General features: G+C 71.3%; 14 protein-coding genes. 9 read left to right on the top strand and 5 right to left on the bottom strand.

Translation table 11 applies throughout. The features are described 5' to 3' along the window. Positions 1 to 35 precede the first annotated feature (35 nt). Positions 36 to 2,915, top strand: a complete 2,880-nt coding sequence (locus M8I34_RS25465) for a vitamin B12-dependent ribonucleotide reductase (RefSeq protein WP_250052799.1) — start codon at positions 36 to 38, stop codon at positions 2,913 to 2,915. A 266-nt stretch (positions 2,916 to 3,181) separates the two neighbouring features. Here M8I34_RS25465 and M8I34_RS25460 read toward each other — a convergent pair whose 3' ends face one another. Together M8I34_RS25460 and M8I34_RS25455 are read right to left on the bottom strand one after the other, a co-directional pair. Further along, entirely contained in the window at positions 3,182 to 3,703 is a 522-nt protein-coding gene (locus M8I34_RS25460; protein WP_250052797.1) for a TerD family protein, read from the bottom strand. A gap of 204 nt (positions 3,704 to 3,907) precedes the next feature. Then, positions 3,908 to 4,495: a TetR/AcrR family transcriptional regulator gene (locus tag M8I34_RS25455; RefSeq protein ID WP_250052795.1), complete on the bottom strand. Its 588-nt coding sequence runs from the start codon at positions 4,493 to 4,495 to the stop codon at positions 3,908 to 3,910. A 140-nt stretch (positions 4,496 to 4,635) separates the two neighbouring features. Between M8I34_RS25455 and M8I34_RS25450 the strand changes: the two genes are divergently transcribed. Together M8I34_RS25450 and M8I34_RS25445 are read left to right on the top strand one after the other, a co-directional pair. Beyond that, complete coding sequence (locus M8I34_RS25450) at positions 4,636 to 6,048, top strand: amidase (RefSeq protein WP_250052794.1); 1,413 nt, start codon at positions 4,636 to 4,638, stop codon at positions 6,046 to 6,048. A 69-nt stretch (positions 6,049 to 6,117) separates the two neighbouring features. Further along, the gene (locus M8I34_RS25445) at positions 6,118 to 6,723 is read left to right on the top strand and encodes a YdbC family protein (RefSeq protein ID WP_250052792.1); all 606 of its coding nucleotides are present in this window, start codon (positions 6,118 to 6,120) and stop codon (positions 6,721 to 6,723) included. Positions 6,724 to 6,735: 12 nt separating this feature from the next. Here the strand turns inward: M8I34_RS25445 and M8I34_RS25440 are convergent, their stop codons facing one another. Next, positions 6,736 to 7,497, bottom strand: a complete 762-nt coding sequence (locus M8I34_RS25440) for a TetR/AcrR family transcriptional regulator (RefSeq protein WP_250052790.1) — start codon at positions 7,495 to 7,497, stop codon at positions 6,736 to 6,738. An 84-nt stretch (positions 7,498 to 7,581) separates the two neighbouring features. Between M8I34_RS25440 and M8I34_RS25435 the strand changes: the two genes are divergently transcribed. From M8I34_RS25435 to M8I34_RS25415, 5 genes are all read left to right on the top strand, one after another. Continuing rightward, positions 7,582 to 9,237, top strand: coding sequence for an ABC-F family ATP-binding cassette domain-containing protein (locus M8I34_RS25435; RefSeq protein WP_250052788.1), 1,656 nt, complete (start codon positions 7,582 to 7,584; stop codon positions 9,235 to 9,237). Positions 9,238 to 9,285: 48 nt separating this feature from the next. Then, positions 9,286 to 9,945: a histidine phosphatase family protein gene (locus M8I34_RS25430; protein ID WP_250052787.1), complete on the top strand. Its 660-nt coding sequence runs from the start codon at positions 9,286 to 9,288 to the stop codon at positions 9,943 to 9,945. Between the two features lie 11 nt (positions 9,946 to 9,956). Next, positions 9,957 to 10,865 carry an ADP-ribosylglycohydrolase family protein gene (locus tag M8I34_RS25425; protein WP_250052785.1) on the top strand — a complete coding sequence of 303 codons (909 nt, stop codon included), beginning with the start codon at positions 9,957 to 9,959 and terminating at the stop codon, positions 10,863 to 10,865. A 312-nt stretch (positions 10,866 to 11,177) separates the two neighbouring features. Beyond that, complete coding sequence (locus tag M8I34_RS25420) at positions 11,178 to 11,879, top strand: ribonuclease HII (RefSeq protein ID WP_244418376.1); 702 nt, start codon at positions 11,178 to 11,180, stop codon at positions 11,877 to 11,879. Between the two features lie 66 nt (positions 11,880 to 11,945). Continuing rightward, on the top strand, positions 11,946 to 12,596 hold the full coding sequence (locus M8I34_RS25415; RefSeq protein ID WP_250052783.1) for a hypothetical protein: 651 nt from the start codon (positions 11,946 to 11,948) through the stop codon (positions 12,594 to 12,596). A gap of 337 nt (positions 12,597 to 12,933) precedes the next feature. On the opposite strand, the gene M8I34_RS25410 is transcribed toward M8I34_RS25415, so the two are convergent. Both M8I34_RS25410 and M8I34_RS25405 read right to left on the bottom strand, forming a co-directional pair. After that, positions 12,934 to 13,677 carry a hypothetical protein gene (locus M8I34_RS25410; protein WP_374210986.1) on the bottom strand — a complete coding sequence of 248 codons (744 nt, stop codon included), beginning with the start codon at positions 13,675 to 13,677 and terminating at the stop codon, positions 12,934 to 12,936. Between the two features lie 230 nt (positions 13,678 to 13,907). Next, a complete protein-coding gene (locus M8I34_RS25405; protein ID WP_250052781.1) occupies positions 13,908 to 16,073 on the bottom strand; it encodes a RecQ family ATP-dependent DNA helicase in 2,166 nt (721 codons plus the stop codon). Between the two features lie 125 nt (positions 16,074 to 16,198). Here M8I34_RS25405 and M8I34_RS25400 point away from each other — a divergent pair, with 125 nt between their 5' ends. Next, the gene (locus tag M8I34_RS25400; protein WP_250052779.1) at positions 16,199 to 17,851 is read left to right on the top strand and encodes a DUF4192 family protein; all 1,653 of its coding nucleotides are present in this window, start codon (positions 16,199 to 16,201) and stop codon (positions 17,849 to 17,851) included. Positions 17,852 to 17,964: the final 113 nt, after the last annotated feature.

The following is a 17,964-nucleotide window of genomic DNA, read 5'->3' as shown; positions in this document are numbered from 1 at the left end:
ACATATGGGCGTTTGCCCGTATACAGGGAGGCGGCATGACAGAGACGACGAGCGGCCCGGCACGAGGCTCCCGCGCCAAGGGCAGCAAGGCGAGCAAGGGTCTGCGTATCGAGCGCATTCACACCACACCCGGCGTGCATCCGTACGACGAGGTGGAGTGGGCGTCTCGCGACGTCGTCATGACCAACTGGCGCGACGGCTCGGTCAACTTCGAGCAGCGTGGCGTCGAGTTCCCCGACTTCTGGTCGGTGAACGCGGTCAACATCGTCACGAGCAAGTACTTCCGTGGCGCGGTGGGGTCCCCGACCCGTGAGTCCAGCCTCAAGCAGCTCATCGACCGCGTGGTCAAGACGTACCGCAAGGGCGGCGAGGAGAACGGTTACTTCGCCTCCCCGGCGGATGCCGAGATCTTCGAGCACGAGCTGGCGTACGCCCTGCTCCACCAGGTCTTCAGCTTCAACTCGCCGGTGTGGTTCAACGTCGGCACCGCGCAGCCGCAGCAGGTCAGCGCCTGCTTCATCCTCTCGGTCGACGACTCCATGGAGTCGATCCTCGACTGGTACAAGGAAGAGGGGATGATCTTCAAGGGCGGCTCCGGCGCCGGCCTGAACCTCTCCCGTATCCGCTCCTCCAAGGAGCTGCTCTCCTCCGGCGGCAACGCCTCCGGCCCGGTCTCCTTCATGCGCGGCGCCGATGCGTCCGCCGGAACGATCAAGTCGGGCGGCGCCACCCGCCGCGCGGCCAAGATGGTCGTCCTGGACGTGGACCACCCGGACGTCGAGGCCTTCATCGAGACCAAGGTGAAGGAGGAGGAGAAGGTCCGCGCGCTGCGCGACGCCGGCTTCGACATGGACCTGGGCGGCGACGACATCACGTCCGTCCAGTACCAGAACGCCAACAACTCGGTCCGCGTGAACGACGAGTTCATGAAGGCCGTCGAGACCGGCTCGAAGTTCGGGCTGCGCGGCCGGATGACCGGTGAGGTCATCGAGGAGGTCGACGCCAAGGGTCTCTTCCGCAAGATGGCGGAAGCGGCATGGGCGTGCGCCGACCCCGGCATCCAGTACGACGACACCATCAACCACTGGCACACCTCGCCGGAGTCGGGCCGGATCACCGCGTCCAACCCGTGCAGCGAGTACATGCACCTGGACAACTCCTCGTGCAACCTCGCCTCGCTCAACCTCCTGAAGTTCCTGCGCGACGACGACCTGGGCAACCAGTCCTTCGACGCCGAGCGCTTCGCCAAGGTCGTCGAGCTGGTCATCACCGCGATGGACATCTCCATCTGCTTCGCGGACTTCCCCACCGAGAAGATCGGTGAGACCACCCGCGCCTACCGCCAGCTGGGCATCGGCTACGCCAACCTCGGCGCCCTGCTGATGGCCACCGGTCACGCCTACGACTCCGACGGCGGCCGCGCGCTGGCCGGTGCCATCACCTCCCTGATGACCGGCACCTCCTACAGGCGCTCCGCCGAGCTGGCCGCGGTCGTCGGCCCGTACGACGGCTACGCCCGTAACGCGGATGCCCACAAGCGCGTCATGAAGCAGCACTCCGACGCCAACGGTGCCGCGGTGCGCATGGACGACCTGGACAACCCGGTGTGGGCGGCGGCCACCGAGGCCTGGCAGGACGTGCTGCGCCTCGGCGAGAAGAACGGCTTCCGCAACGCGCAGGCCTCCGTGCTGGCCCCGACCGGCACCATCGGCCTGATGATGGACTGCGACACCACGGGCGTCGAGCCGGACCTGGCCCTGGTCAAGTTCAAGAAGCTGGTCGGCGGCGGCTCCATGCAGATCGTGAACAACACGGTCCCCAAGGCGCTCAAGCGGCTCGGCTACCTGCCCGAGCAGGTCGAGGCGATCGTCGCCCACATCGCCGACCACGGCAATGTCGTCGACGCCCCGGCCCTGAAGACCGAGCACTACGAGGTCTTCGACTGCGCCATGGGCGTGCGCTCGATCTCCGCCATGGGCCACGTGCGCATGATGGCCGCCGCGCAGCCCTTCCTCTCCGGTGCGATCTCCAAGACGGTCAACGTCCCGGAGACGGCCACCGTCGAGGAGATCGAGGAGGTCTACTTCGAGGGCTGGAAGCTCGGCCTGAAGGCGCTCGCGATCTACCGCGACAACTGCAAGGTCGGCCAGCCGCTCTCCGCCAAGAAGAAGGAGGAGGCCAAGGTCGAGGCCGAGGCCCCGGTGGAGAAGAAGGTCGTCGAGTACCGCCCGGTGCGCAGGCGCCTCCCCAAGGGCCGTCCCGGCATCACCACCTCCTTCACGGTCGGCGGTGCCGAGGGCTACATGACCGCCAACTCCTACCCGGACGACGGTCTCGGTGAGGTCTTCCTGAAGATGTCCAAGCAGGGCTCGACCCTCGCGGGCATGATGGACGCCTTCTCCATCGCGGTGTCGGTGGGCCTCCAGTACGGCGTGCCGCTGGAGACCTACGTCTCGAAGTTCACCAACATGCGCTTCGAGCCGGCCGGCATGACGGACGACCCGGACGTGCGGATGGCGCAGTCGATCGTCGACTACATTTTCCGTCGCCTGGCGCTGGACTTCCTGCCGTTCGAGACCCGCTCGGCGCTGGGCATCCACTCCGTCGAGGAGCGCACGCGCCACCTGGAGACCGGTTCGTACGAGCCGTCCGAGGACGAGGTCGACGTCGAGGGCCTGGCCCAGTCGGCGCCGCGGCAGACCGAGTCGGTGACGGAGTCCACCCCGGCGGTGAAGATCGTCGAGGAGGCCGCGGCCCCTGCGCCCAAGCAGGCGCACACCAACGCCGAACTCGTCGAGATGCAGCTCGGCATCAACGCCGACGCGCCGCTGTGCTTCTCCTGCGGGACGAAGATGCAGCGGGCCGGCAGCTGCTACCTGTGCGAGGGCTGCGGATCGACCAGCGGTTGCAGCTGAGCATGAAGCGGGCCCGCGCGGCTCGTGCCGCGGGCTGACACAGCTCGTGGAAGCGTGGAGGGGACCGGCCGGGCGCCGGTCCCCTCCGTCGTGTGCGGGGAGTTTGTCAGCGTCAGGGGCGGGGCGCCGGCGGAGCGAACGTCCGGGGCGTGCGGCCGTCGCGCCGGTGCGGGCAGCCGGGCCCGTCCGTCGAGCGGAGCAGGGGGAGGCGGCTGTCTGCCGCCTCCCCCTGCTTGCTGCCGGTTGCCGGGCTCTCGCCGCTCCCGTCAGCCGCCCATCTGCGAGACGAACGCGTCCGGGTCGGAGTCGAATCCGCGGGTTGCGGCGTGGAATCGCCACTGCCCCGCCTCGTCCCGGGTGAATTCGGCCACCCTGGCGGCGGTCGCGTCCGCCACCTCGGCGAAGTCGTTCTCCGCCAGATCGGTGTAGCCCTCGCGGATCCGTACGGCGGTGTTCTCAATGTCGCCGAAGACCTTGCGGCCCTCGCCCTGCTGGATGGCCACGCCCACGACCACGCGGGTGTAGGTGTCGGACAGCCGGTCCAGCTCCAGGGTCATGATCTCGTCGAAGCCGAACCCCTGGCCGGTCCTGCTGTCCCGGTTGAGGGTGATGGTCCCGTCGGGCGACCGGCTGTCGAAGTGCACCAGATAGGCAGGATCGCCGTGCGGCGCATCGGCCGTATACGTCGCCGCGATGATGTCGAGGTCGTTGTCCGGCGTCCCGAAGGGGCTGGGGTCCCACTTGAGGGTGACCTCGACCTTTTCGATCCCTTTGTTGAACGTGCTCACCGGGCTTCCCTCCCGTCATCTCCCGGGGACACGGCTCGAACCACGCGGTCACGCGGACAACTCCCCAGGACTTCCCGTTGGCTGACCATCGTGTCACGTCCGGCGCTCCGCAGGGCGGGTGAACTGCCCCTGGTCACATGGGGTTTGTCTCCGCGTCGATGGCTTGAAAGTGCCCCCATCGCCCGTGGTGTCGCAGGGCCCGGCTCAGCGGGCCCGCTCGTCCCAGAGGCGGTGGAGGTGGCCGTCCAGTACGTCCAAGGCGGCGGCGGGGGAGAGGTGGCCGATCAGGACGTGGGTGGTGAGCCCGTCGGCGAGGGCGAGGAGGGTGCGGGCCGCGCGGTCCGGGTCGGGGGTGTCGCAGGCGTCGGCGACCAGCCGCGCGAACACCGTCTGAAGGCCGGTGTAGTTGGTGCGCAGAATTTCGGCCAGGGCCGGGCTGACGGCGGCCTGTGCCATGAAGGCCAGCCAGACCCGGGCCTCGGCGCGATGTTCCTCCCGGAGCAGTGACACTTCGGCCGCGGCGTGCCCCAGCGTCGAACGGGCCGACTGGGCGGGCGATGCGACGAGCCGGGCCGCCACCCGTGCGGCGATCCGTTCGCCGATGTCACTGAGTGCGAAGGCCAGCATCTCCTCCTTGGTGCCGAAGCAGCGCTGGACGGCCCCCATGGACACCTTTGCGCGGGCCGCCACGTCGCGGAGCGTCACGCCCTCCAGGCCGCTCTCGTCGGCGAGTTGGCACACGGCCTCGGCGATCTGCCGACGCCGGCTCCCGTGGTCGACCTGCTTGGGCATGCCCGCACTCCGGTTTATTCGATGCGTATGTATCGGTGACAAGGCTACGATGTGGATCCGATGCAAGCGCATCGGAAAGAGTCTGACACGGCCTGCGCGGTCCGGGGGAGGGCCGGCGGAGGCCACGAAAGGGTGAGGACATGCGCAACGCGCTGTGGGAGATGCCGGCCCGTGCCCAGGCAGGGGCGGTGCGCACCGGTGAGGTGTCGGCAGTGGAGCTGGTCGACGCCCATCTGGCGCGGATCGCCGAGGTCAATCCGGCCGTCAACGCCGTCACCCAGCTCCTTGCCGAGCAGTCGCGGGGTGCGGCGGCGGAGATCGACCGCAGCCGGGCGGCCGGCGCGGAGCTGGGCCCGCTGGCCGGTGTGCCGTTCACGGTCAAGGAGACCACGGCCATCGAGGGCGTGCCGACGACCTACGGCGCGAAGTGCTTGCGTGACTCTGTCGCACGCGCCGATGCGCCCCCGGTGGCGCGGCTGCGCGCGGCCGGCGGCATCCCTGTCGGGCACAGCAACATGCCGACGCTCATCCTGGCCGGTGTCCACACCCGCAGCGAGCTGTTCGGGGACACCGCGAACCCGTGGAGCAGCGCGGTCACACCGGGCGGCACCAGCGGCGGCGACGGCGCGGCCGTGGCGAGCGGCATGGCCGCGCTCGGACTCGGCAACGACTCCGGAGGGTCGGTGCGTATCCCCGCGTCCTTCTGTGGCGTCGCGGGTCTGAAGCCGACCTACGGGCGGTTTGCCGCCGATCACCGCATCGGGCCCGACGATCCCTCCCTCGCCGCCCAGATCCTCGTGGTCGACGGCCCCTTGGCCCGTACGGTCGACGATCTGCGGCTCGCGTACGAGGTACTGGCCGGGGCCGATCCGCGCGACCCGCGGGCCGTTCCGGTGCCGCCCTACGGCGATCCGTTGGAGCGTCCTCTCAAGGTGGCGATGGTGACGGACCCCGGAGGGCACGGCGTCCACCCCGTGGTGCGCAAGGCGGTGGAGAGCGCCGCTGACGCGCTGCGGGACGCGGGGTACGAGGTGACCGAGGTGGCGGACGTACCGAGGCTGGACGACACCCTCGACGCCTACGCCCGTATGACGCTCACGGAATTCGCCACCACCTGGCCGGTCGTCAAGCCGCTGCTCGGGGAGGGCGGCCACCGCTATATCGAGAGGGCGATGGCGAGGTCCTGCCCTCTGGAGCTGCCGGATTATCTGCGCCTGACCGGGGTGCGGATGGGCATCCAGCGGGACTGGGCGGCGTTCCTGGACGTGTACCCGCTGGTCCTGGGGCCGGTGTTCACCGAGCCGCCGTTCGCGCCGGGGGACGACGTGCGCGACGAGGAGGGCCATCGGCGGGTGCAGCAGGCGATGCGGCTGTGCACCGCGACCAGCTTCGTCGGCGTGCCCGCGGTAGCCGTGCCCACCGGGGTGGTGGCGGGGCTCCCTCATGGCGTGCAGCTGATCGGGCGCTCCTACCGGGAAGACCTGTGCCTGGAGGCGGCCGAGGAGGTGGAGCGTCGGCTGGCTGTGCACACGCCGATCGACCCCCGCCCGTAAGGAAGTTCGGGCCGGTCGGGATGTGACGCGCAGTGATCCCGTCCCGCCACTGGGCCGTACGATGGCGCGGTGCTGGTCAAGTGGATTCGCCTCACCGTTGTGGACCGTCGAGGGTTCGAGCGGGGGCAGCGGAAATGGGCGGGGCTGCTGGGTGAGCCGGGGTTTCGAGGGCAGGGCGGGGGGTGGAGCCGGGGGCGGCCGGGCGTCGCCCATCTGGTCGCCTTCTGGGAGAGCCGGGCTTTCTACGACTCCTTCATGGCGCGCTCGCACGACCGGCTGGCGGCCTCCCAGGTCGGTACGTACAAGGACGCCCAAGTGCGGCTGTTCGAGCACGAGTTTGATGTGAAGGTGGGATTCCGCCCGTCGTTCGGTGAGGTGGACGTCCTGCGGCTGGCGCACTGCCAGGTGCACCAGGACCGGGTGGATCACTTCATGCTGATGCAGGAGAAGGTCTGGAACCCCGCGATGGCGGGTTCGCCGGGCATGCTGCGGGGGATGCTGGGGCGGGCTCCGGGGGAGGAGTTCCTGGTGTTGTCGATGTGGCAGTCGGCGGCGGAGCGGGGGAAGTACCGGCCCGAGAGGGTGGAGCGGTTGGCGCTGCGGGCCCAGATAGCCGCGGATGTCCGGGCGATCGCGGGCGATGTGGTGCAGCTCGAACCGTCGTGGACGGTGTGACCGGCGGCGCGGTCAGGGGGCTGCGCCCGAGGAGCCGTCGATCGTACCGCCGGTGGTGAACGCCCCGGCGCGGGCGGCGGCCAGCGTCACCGCCACGGCCTGGTCGGCGAGGGCGTCGTCGATCGGCTCCCGGGTGATGAACAGGCGGAAGAAGAGCGGCGCGGACACGGAGCGGACGAGCGCGCCGGCGTCGATGGCGCTGCCCGGGGCGGTGCCGGAAGCGGTATCCGACGGGGGAGTCGTCGGCATGACCTCCGCGGTCTCGGCGTCCGGGGCCGCCGGCAATTCCCCGCGCCCGACGGCGCGTTCGACGAGGACCTCACAGCGCGCGAACCGCTCGGCGTAGTAGTGACGCAGTGCCACGGCCGCTCGCTCCGACTGGAAGGCGGCAGCGATCATCGCGGAGCCCGACACGGCCACCGCGGGGTCGGTGAAGGAGGTGACGACCTCGCGGGCCAGGGCGCGCAGATCGCCTTCCAGGGACCCGGTGTCGGGCGGGGCCCAGCTGTCCTCGCCCGCAAGGTCGAGGGCGTCCGCCACCAGGCCTTCGACGTCCTTCCAGCGGCGGTAGAGCGTCGTCTTGTGCACGCCGGAGTGCTCGGCGACGTACTCCACGGTCAAGCCCGGATAGCCGTGCTCGGTGAGTCCGGCCAGCACCGCGTCGCGGACGGCGGCGCGGGTGCGGGCGGTGCGGCCGCCGGGGCGCCGGGTGCCGGGGGTGGGCGCGGAATCACCGGTCTCGCGCCGCTTCTCGTGTGCCGTCTCCTCAGGCAATTGCAACTCCTGTTGCGTTAGCGGATTTCGTGTGCCATCATCATCGTAATGCGACATGGGTTGCATTTGTGTGGAGGAGGATGATTGCCCACTCAGATCTCGATACGCGACCTCACCAAGTCCTACGGGGACCGGCTGCTTCTCGACGGTGTCTCCTTGTCGATACGCCCCGGCGAACGCATCGGGATCGTGGGGGAGAACGGCGCCGGAAAGTCGACCCTGCTGCGCATCCTCGCCGGAGCCGAGCAGCCCGACGAGGGCCATGTGGTGGTCCGTGCCGACGGCGGCATCGGCTACCTCGGCCAGACCCCCGACCTCCCGCCGGACCGCACCGTCCAGGACGCGATAGACGCAGCCCTGGCGGACCTCAGGGAAATGGAGCGCCGGCTGCGGTCGCTGGAGAGCGGGCTCGGCCGTGCCACACCGGGCGCGCTGGAGGAGTACGGCGAGCTGCTCACCGTCTTCGAGCTGCGCGGCGGCTACGAAGCCGATGCCCGTGTCGAGAAGGCCCTGCACGCCCTGGGACTGGCCCGGCTGGCCCACGACCGGCAGCTCGGCGGCCTCTCGGGCGGCGAGCAGGCCCGGCTGGGCCTGGCCTGTCTGATCGCCGCCGCCCCCGAGGTCATGCTTCTCGACGAGCCCACCAACCACCTCGACGCCGCAGCACTCGACTGGCTGGAAGATGCCGTGCTCGCCCACCGGGGCACCCTCCTCGCCGTCTCGCACGACCGGCTCTTCCTCCAGCGGACCGCGACCGCGATCGTCGAAGTGGACGCCGACCGCCGGAGCCTCGTCCGTTACGGCGGCGGTTACGGCACGTTCGTCGCCACCAAGGCTGCCGCCCGCCTGCGCTGGGAGCAGGACCATGCCCGGTGGTGCGAACGGATCGCGCAGCTCACCGACTTCGCCGCGGGCGGGGCACGCAGCGTCGCCCAGGGCCGGGCCATCAAGGACGGCAACAAGATGGCGTACGACCGGGACAAGGGCCGTGTCCAGTCCTCCGTGTCCAGCCGAGTGCGTAATGCCCAGGAGCGGCTGCAAAGGCTCCGGGAGAATCCGGTCGCCAGGCCGCCCGAGCCGCTCCGCTTCCGGGCGGCACCGGGAATCGGCGAGGCCGAGGGCACCCTCGTCCGGCTCGAGGGGGTGCGGGTCGGGGACCGGCTCGCGGTGGACTCCCTCACCGTCTCCGCCGGTGACCGCCTGCTGATCCACGGTGCCAACGGCGCGGGCAAGAGCACGCTGCTCCGTGTCCTGGCGGGGGTCGTCCCGCCGGACCGCGGGACGGTGCAGCGACGAGGGCGGATCGGCTTCCTCGCACAGGAAATACCGGTCTCCCGCCCCGCCGAGCCGCTGTTCGCCGCGTTCCGCCGCGGTCTGGCCGGGGACACCGAGGAGCTGGCAGCCCTGCTGCTCTCGTTCGGCCTGTTCCGCGAAGGTGACCTCTCTGTGCCCGTCGGGGCGCTCTCGGCCGGTCAGCGGCGCCGGCTCGCGCTGGCCCGGCTGCTGGCCCGCCCCGCGGACCTTCTCCTGCTCGACGAGCCGACCAACCATCTGGCGCTCACCCTCGTCGAAGAGCTCGAAACGGCCCTGTCGGCATGGCCCGGCGCGCTGGTCGTCGTCTCCCACGACCGCCTGCTGCGACAACGCTTCGGTGGCCGCCCCTACGAGATACGCGACGGCCGCCCGGCAGAAGCGGTCGGTGGACAACGGAGGGGACGGGGTGCGGGGACAACGCCGTGAGGACAGCCGTGCGCGGCATGTACAAAGCAGGAGATTTAGGCTGGCGGCATGGCCCGGCCCCGTCGCATCGTCCTCATCCGCCATGGAGAGTCGGTGGGGAATGTCGACGACACCGTGTACGAGCGGGAGCCCGATCATGCGCTCGCGCTCACCAGGACCGGGCTGTGGCAGGCAAACGAAGCCGGCGGACCGGTGCGCGAGATGTTCGGCGACGAACGGATCTCCGCCTATGTCTCGCCCTACCGCCGCACCCACCAGACCTTCCGGGAACTGGGCCTCGATCCGGCAAAGGTCCGGGTGCGCGAGGAGCCCCGGCTGCGCGAGCAGGACTGGGGGAACTGGCAGGACCGTGACGACGTGCGACGGCAGAAGGCCTACCGTGACGCCTACGGCCACTTCTTCTACCGCTTCGCCCAGGGTGAGTCCGGAGCGGATGTCTACGACCGGGTCGGGGCGTTCCTGGAGAGCCTGTGGCGCAGCTTCGAGGACCCCCACCACCCGCCGAACGTCCTCATCGTCACGCACGGTCTCACCATGCGGCTGTTCTGTATGCGGTGGTTCCACTGGACGGTGGCCGATTTCGAGTCACTGTCCAATCCCGGCAATGCGGAATGGCGCACCCTGCTGCTCGGCCCGGACGGCCGCTACGCCCTCGACCGGCCTTTCGAGCGCTGGTGTGAACCCGAGCCTTATGGCACTACCGGTTAGAGTGCACAGCGATGACCCCCGACCACCGTGACGCGGACCGCTGTGCGCGGGCTCTGGCGAGCCTGCGCGGCCTCGCCGTGGGTGATGCCCTCGGATCCCAGTTCTTCGTCCCCGCCCATTACCCCTCGCTCAAGCGCCGCGAGCTGCCTCCCGCCCCCTGGCAGTGGACCGACGACACCGAGATGGCCTGCTCCGTCCTGGCGGTGCTCACCGCCCATGGCCGGATCGACCAGGACGACCTCGCCCGTTCCTTCGCCCACCACCACGACTTCGACCGTGGCTACGGCCCGGCCGTCAACCGCATGCTGCGGCTGATCCGCGAGGGCGGCGACTGGCGTGAACTCGCCTCCGGACTCTTCAACGGCCATGGCTCGTGGGGCAACGGCGCCGCCATGCGCATCGCTCCCCTCGGCGCCTGGTACGCCGACGACCCCGAGCAGGCCACCCACCAGGCGGAGATCTCCGCCTACACCACCCACCAGCACCGCGAGGCCGTCGTCGGCGCCATGGCCGTGGCCGCCGCGGCCGCCCTGGTGGCCGACCCGAACCGCAACACCGGCCCCGAACAGCTGCTGGACGGCGTGCTGGAGCTGATCCCGCGCAGCGCCGTACAGGCCGGGCTGCGCCGGGCCCGCGACATGCTCGACTACGCCGACTCCGGCACCGTCGCCGCGGTCCTGGGATGCGGACGACGCACCAGCGCCCACGACACCGTGCCCTTCACCCTCTGGGCAGCGGCCCGGCACATCGGCAACTACGAGCGGGCGTTCTGGACCACGGCTCAGGCGGGCGGCGACGTCGACACCACCTGCGCCATCGTCGGCGGCATCGTCGCCGCCGGTCGCGCGGGGAGCCCGCCCGAGGCATGGCTGGACGGCACCGAGCCCCTCCCGTCCTGGACCCCCGCCCTCGCCGACTGATCGCAGTCGTTCCGTCCCACCCGCTGCCCTCCCCGCCCGCTGCGACCAGGGCCTGTCCGCTTCCGCCCTTCTTGCCCCTTCCAACGGGCGGCCCCGGACCGAGAGTTGACGGGGTACGGCCCGCGCGGGGCAAGGGGACGGCGGCGCCCGGTGCCGGCCTCGCCCCGTCCCGGCCTGCCTCCGCATACCCATCGGTAGCGGAACCGGCCGGTCCCGTTCGCGTCCCGCTCACACGGTCGCCGACATCGTCGGCCACCAGGTGGGGATCCGGTGCGGACGGCTGAGCCGAATAGGCGTAACCTTGCTGGCGCCATGCCGTACGAGCCCCCCACCCATTCCGTCGAGCGATCATTGCGCGCCACGACGGGCGCCAAGATCGTTGCAGGTATCGACGAGGTCGGACGCGGAGCGTGGGCCGGTCCGGTCAGCGTCTGCGCAGCCATCACCGGCCTGCGCAGGCCGCCCGACGGACTCACCGATTCCAAGCTGCTGACCCCCAAGCGCCGCACCGAACTGTGCGAGGTGCTCGGCGAATGGGTCACGTCGTATGCCCTGGGGCACTCCTCCCCGGAGGAGATCGACGAGCTGGGCATGACCGCGGCCCTGCGGCTCGCGGCCGTACGCGCCCTGGAGGCGCTGCCGGTCCGGCCGGACGCGATCATTCTCGACGGCAAGCACAACTACCTGGGCGCGCCATGGCGGGTCCGCACGGTCATCAAGGGTGACCAGTCCTGCATCGCGGTCGCCGCCGCGTCCGTGATCGCCAAGGTGCGGCGCGACGCGATGATGGCCGAACTGGGCCTGGTGTACGCCGACTTCGACTTCGCGGCCAACGCAGGCTACCCCTCGCCGACCCATCGCATCGCCCTGGAGGAGTACGGTCCTACGCCGCACCACCGAGTGTCGTGGTCCTACATGGACGCCCTGCCCCGGTGGCGGCATCTGAAGAAGGTGCGCATCACCCCCGAAGCAGCCGCTCTGGAAGCCGGTGGCCAACTCGGCTTCGATTTCTGAGCGGTGCGGACATCAATTCGGTACCCGATGACATGTTCCGCACTTACGTTTGATAGACATCCCTTTATGCCTCTCTTCCCCGAGGAGCCTCAGATTCACGAGAGTGTCCCGGGTCCCCGCGCAACTCCGGCCGCCGGCCGTACCGCGCCGACCCCCCGTCCTGTTCCTGGTCCCGGTCCCCGCCCCGCACCGCCGCGTGGCGCTCCCGCGTCCAGTGTCCGTCCGGGCAAGCCCGGACCTGCTGCCCCGCCGCGTGGGCCTGTCGCCGCTCCGCCGGCGCAGCGCACCAGCTCCCCGCAGCCGTCCGCCGGCAAGACCGGCACTGCCGCGGGAGCGCAGCTCCAGCTGATCCCGGCACCCGCCGACGGCGCCATCGACGCCGCCGACGAGGCCGTCGACCTGCTGCTGGACTCCGGGCGTGCGCCGAGCGACATCCTGGTGCTGACCACCGGTGAAACGCACCCGTGGGCCGCCCATGAACTGTCCTTCGGCGAGGCGTCCTACTGGGCCCAACACGACGCTGCGGACGACGTGTTCTACGCGGACGCCGGCGCCGAGCGCGCCACCGGCCGGCCCGTTGTGGTCGTCGCGGTCAACGGCGCTACGGACGAGGTCACCGCGCAGGCACTGCCCGCGGCGATGGCCCGTGCGGGAGTGCTGCTGATCGTCTGCGGCGACCCGCAGCGGATCAACACCGTTCTCGGCACGCACGCCTGACCGCTGCCGGTTCGCAACAGCCCGTCGGCCCTGGAGGCCGTCGGGCTCGCTTGCGTTCCTGCTCGCTTGTGTTCCTGGAGGGACTCGCTCGGGCTCCCGCACGGTCCTTACTCGCGCTCACGCACGGACGAGGTTCGGGAGCCGCACGCTTCGGGGAGAGGCGCGGCTGCTGCGGGCGGCTTTGGGCGCTGGTCAGGGCGGCCTGCCCGTGTGCCGGAGCGCTGAGCAGCCGGAACGCTGAGTGGGCTGGTCGGCATGTGCGGTAGCACCGAGCGGGGTGGCCCGGCCCGGCATCACCTGCCGGTGCCGGAAGCCGGGCGCGCATCCGCCCGGTCGCTCAGCGTGCCGCCGTGTGCCGATGGGATTCCGGGGCACCGCCTCCCGTGCGCCGCGGCGCCGCCCGGTGCTGAGTGACGGGAGCAGCCGCGGCTCTACGTGGCGAATCCGTACGCGGCGAATCCTGACGTGGTGAATCCGTACGCGCCGCCGTCGTGCGACGTGCCTCCATATGTCCCGCCCCCGTGCGGCGCGATGCGGTGACCGGCTTGGCCACGGAGGACGTTTTCGGGCGGCGCCCGCCCCGGCCCTCTCCCAATACCTGCCAGCGGTCCGGGGTCAAGGTGATGTACGCCCCGCAGCGGAGCCCGTGCAGGGTGCAGGCGTCGCGCAGCCCCCACATCCATGCTCCGTCCGTCTCCGTCCAACGGGGCTCGCCCGCACGGCAGTAGAGCAGCACGGCGGTCCGGACCGGGGTGCGCAGCCGCAGGTCGTGCGGGATGACCCGGCGCAGATGCGCCAGCAGTACATTGCGGAACTCCCAGCCATCGGGAGCGGCTGTGAGCTCGGTGAACGAGGCGCTGGCCGTCACCCGCTCGTGCGTGTCGAGCACCGCGACGATGGCCGTCGACGTCACCGGCCGGTGAAGGTCGTGCAGGCCGGCGACGACCTCACGGGGATTGCGCAGCAACGGGATACCTGCCGAGGCCCATTCGGCGGGCTCCAGCATCCGTCCCAGTCGGGCGGCGGGGTCGGCGGACGCGGGCGGGGGCACCTGCTGGGGCGGGGCGAAGCCGAAGGACACGTTCCTCCCATCGTCTACGCGTCCGCACGTCGGGCGGCGGCCGGGCGCGGGAGCGCACCACGGCATGGCCCTGCCTGGCCACGGACGGCCGGTATGGGGAAGCAGCTCCAATTCTCGCGGCCGTACAGGCATGCGGCAACGGGCGATTCCCGCCCACGACCGGAATCGCCCGGGAAGCGGCAAATGTCCCTGCCCGCCGCTGCCTCGGGCCGCGCCGTGTCGTACCGCGCCTAGCCCTGTACGGCGAGGACCAGCGGGAACACCCCCTCCGCGCCCGCCCGGCGCAGCAGCCGGGCGGCCATGGCCAGCGTCCAGCCGGTATCGGCGAAGTCGTCCACCAACAGCACCGGGCCGCCCGCCGACGCCAGAGCCTGCGCCAGCTCCGGCGGCACGCTCAGCGAACCGTGCAGAGCACGCAGCCGCTGGGCACTGTTGCTACGCGGAATCCTGCCGTCGAAGCCGTCGTCCACCGAGGTCACCGCGCCCAGGAACGGCATGCGGCCGACCGCGGCGATCCGCTCGGCGAGTGACCGGATCAGCTGTGGGCGGCTGCGCGAGGAGAGCGCGACGACGCCCACCGGGCGGGCCGGTGCCTCAGCCGCACCCGAGGCCCAACCACCCGGCCCCTTGGCCCAGTCGGCGAGCACCGTGACCACGGCGGCCGCCACATCATCCGGTACCGGACCGTCCGGAGCCTGTGGTGCGAGCATCGGCCGCAGGCGGTTGCCCCACCCGATGTCGGAGAGCCGCCCCAGGGCCCGGCCGGTCGCGGCCAGCTCACCTGCCGGGATACGCCCCTTGAGGTCGACGCCGACGGCCGGCAGCCCCGTGGGCCACATGCGCCGCGGCTCCACTTCCACGCCGGGCCGTCCCAGTTCACCGCGCGCCGCATCCAGCGATGTGGTGGACACCTCGGTGGTGAACCGGGCCCCGGCGCAGTTGTCGCAGCGCCCGCACGCGACGGCCGCCTCGTCGTCCAACTGCCGCCGCAGGAACTCCATCCGGCAGCCCGTTGTGGTGGCGTACTCCCGCATCGCCTGCTGTTCGGCCTCGCGCTGCCGCGACACCCATGCATAGCGCTCGGCGTCGTACGACCATGGACGGCCGGTGGACGTCCAGCCACCCTTGACGCGTTGCACGGCGCCGTCCACGTCGAGCACCTTGAGCATGATCTCCAGGCGCGAGCGGCGCAGTTCGACCTGCGGCTCCAGGGCCGGCAGTGACACCGGCCGGCCGGCGGCCGCAAGGACGTCCAGGGTCCGCCGCACCTGTTCCTCGGGCGGGAACGCCAGTGACGCGAAGTACTTCCAGATCGCCTCGTCCTCCCGTCCGGGCAGCAGCAGCACCTCGGCGTGCTTGACCCCACGGCCGGCCCGGCCCACCTGCTGGTAGTACGCGATGGGGGACGACGGCGAGCCCAGATGCACCACGAAACCCAGGTCGGGCTTGTCGAAGCCCATGCCCAGCGCCGAGGTCGCCACCAGCGCCTTGACGCGGTTGGCGAGCAGATCGTCCTCGGCCTGCTGACGGTCGGCGTTCTCCGTCTTGCCGGTGTACGAGGAGACCGTGTGCCCCCGCTGGCGCAGGAAGGCCGTGACCTCCTCGGCGGCGGCAACGGTGAGCGTATAGATGATCCCCGAGCCCGGAAGCTCGTGCAGATGGTCCGCAAGCCAGGCGAGCCGGTGCGCGGCGTCCGGCAGGGGGAGGACGCCCAGGCTCAGGCTCTCCCGGTCCAGCGGCCCGCGCAGCACCAGCGCCTCGGTGGAGCCCTCGCCCGTCCCGAGCTGCTCGGCGACATCGGCGGTCACCCGCGCGTTGGCCGTGGCGGTGGTGGCGAGCACGGGCACACCGGGCGGAAGATCGGCGAGCATCGTGCGCAGCCGCCGGTAGTCCGGACGGAAATCATGGCCCCAGTCGGAGATGCAGTGCGCTTCGTCGACCACCAGCAGACCGGTCGCCGCCGCGAGCTTGGGCAGCACCTGATCACGGAAATCGGGGTTGTTGAGCCGCTCGGGGCTCACCAGCAGGACATCCACGTCGCCGGCCGCCACCTCGGCCTGGACCGTGTCCCACTCCTCGGTGTTGGCCGAGTTGATCGTGCGGGCACGGATGCCGGCCCGCGCGGCCGCCTCGACCTGATTGCGCATCAGCGCGAGCAGCGGGGAGACGATCACGGTCGGGCCGCTGCCGCGCTCGCGCAGCAGCGCCGTCGCGACGAAGTAGACCGCGGACTTGCCCCAGCCCGTGCGCTGCACGACCAGGGCGCGGCGGTGGTCGGCGACCAGCGCCTCGATCGCCCGCCACTGATCCTCGCGCAGCCTGGCCTCGCCGCTGGGATCCCCGACGAGTCGGGTCAGGACGGCATCGGCTGCGGCACGCAGATCTTCGTTGCTCATGCCCCCATGCAACCCGATGCCACTGACAACGCGCGAACGCCCGCCCGAAGCTGTGGATAACCTCGTCGCCCGAGAGTTATCCACAGGGGTCGCGGAGCGGCGGCCGACCGCGGGATCTTCGAGCCATGAATCCGCACAGCGAACCGAGCAAGCGCACCGGCGACATCCCCTCCACCCCCACGACCGTCACCCCTTCCGCGGCCAACCCGCCGAACTCTCCTCGCTCTCCCCACACACCGAAGCCGCAGGCCCCCGCCGACCCGCCCAGCTCATCCGGATCCTCCGCCCCCACGGAACCCATCGACCCCCAGGACCCGGCAGAAACCTCCAGCCCGCCCGGCCCTGAGAAAACCACCAACCCCTCCACCTCCTCCGAACCCGCCGCTTCCTCGCCCACGTCCCACCTCACCGGCTCCGCAACCCCGTCCCGCCCCGCCCACTCCTCCCACTCCTCCGCCCCTGCCGACGCGGCCAAGGCCCAGCCCGCCGAGGCCCAGGTCACCCTGCGCGGCCCGGCCGAGCTCGCCGACGCCCTGCCGTACCTCATGGGTTTCTATCCGGACGACAGCATCGTGATGGTCGCGCTGAACGGCGAGCGCGGACGCTTCGGCGGCCGGGTCAGGCTCGGCATCCCGACCGACACCGCGCAGTGGCCCGATGTCGCCGACCAGCTCGCCGAGTGTCTGATCTCCGCAGGTCAGGAGCGTGATTCCCGCCCCGCGGCGATCATCGTCTACCTCTGCCAGGAGCCGGCGGCGGGCGAGAGCGGCAAGGACGTCAAGGACCGTCTCCGCCCGCTCGCCCAGCGGCTGCGCACCGCCTGCGGCGCACTCGACGTACCGGTCCTGGAAGCCCTGTGCCTCTCCAACGGCCGCTTCTGGTCCTACTGCTGCCCCGACTTCCGGTGCTGCCCGGCGGAGGGCACACCCATGGTCATGCCGGGCACGTCCGTGATGGCCGCGGCCGCCGCCTACGCGGGAATGCAGGTGCGCGGCTCGCTCAAGGAGATGGAGGCCAGGCTCACGCCCCGCACCGGGCCGCGGGCTGCCGAGCAGGAGAAGGCGCTGAACGCGGCCGCCGGCGCGCTGGTCCCGCGCATGCTCCGGAGGGACGGCGCGGCGGCCGTCCGCCGGGACACCCTCGACCTGGCCGGCGCCATGATCCACCGGTTCCGCCAGGACACCCCCTCGGGCAGCAACCGGGCCAGGGACGCCTGCGACGACGCGCTGATCACCGATGCCGAAGCCGCCGATCTGATCCTCGGCCTCCAGGACCGGGTCACCCGTGACCGGGCGGCGGAGTGGATGGACGGCCCCGCCGCCGCGCCGGCCCTTCGGCTCTGGCGTGCCCTCGCCCGCCGCTGCGCCGGCGGCTACGCCGAACATGCGGTGGCACCGCTCACCCTCGCGGGCTGGGTCTGCTGGTCCACCGAGGACGGACCCTCGGCGCGCGTCGCCCTCAGCTGCGCCTTGGCCATCGACCCCGACTACACCTTCGCCCAACTGCTGCACCGCGCCGTCAACGAAGGCCTCGACCCGGAGCCGTTGCGCCGATGCCTGCGCGAACAGCACCGGGAGGCGGCCGATGAACCCCGGCCCGCCGACCCCGCGCCCGCCGCCAAGGACACCCGGCAGCCCACGAAGCGCCCTGTGCCGACCCGTCCCGGGCCGGCCGGCCGTCCCCGGGGACCCCGCGGTGGCACGGGCCCCGGCAGCCGTACGACGGACGGGCGGGGCAGGCGCCGGGCCGGGCGGGACGGCGACCGGAGCCGGCGGTGACCATGCCGTCGGTGCGCGGCCGGCGTGACCTGTGCGCCGGCCGCACCGTTCACCTGAGTGGAGCAACCCGTAGGGAGCCCCGACCTCACCAGGGAGCGCAGAGCGTGCCAGGC

The organism is Streptomyces sp. MCA2, from assembly GCF_023544705.1.
GTDB classification, from domain to species: Bacteria; Actinomycetota; Actinomycetes; order Streptomycetales; family Streptomycetaceae; genus Streptomyces; species Streptomyces decoyicus.
Note: the sequence above shows the minus strand (reverse complement) of the source record. Positions and strands in the feature narration are given on the sequence as shown.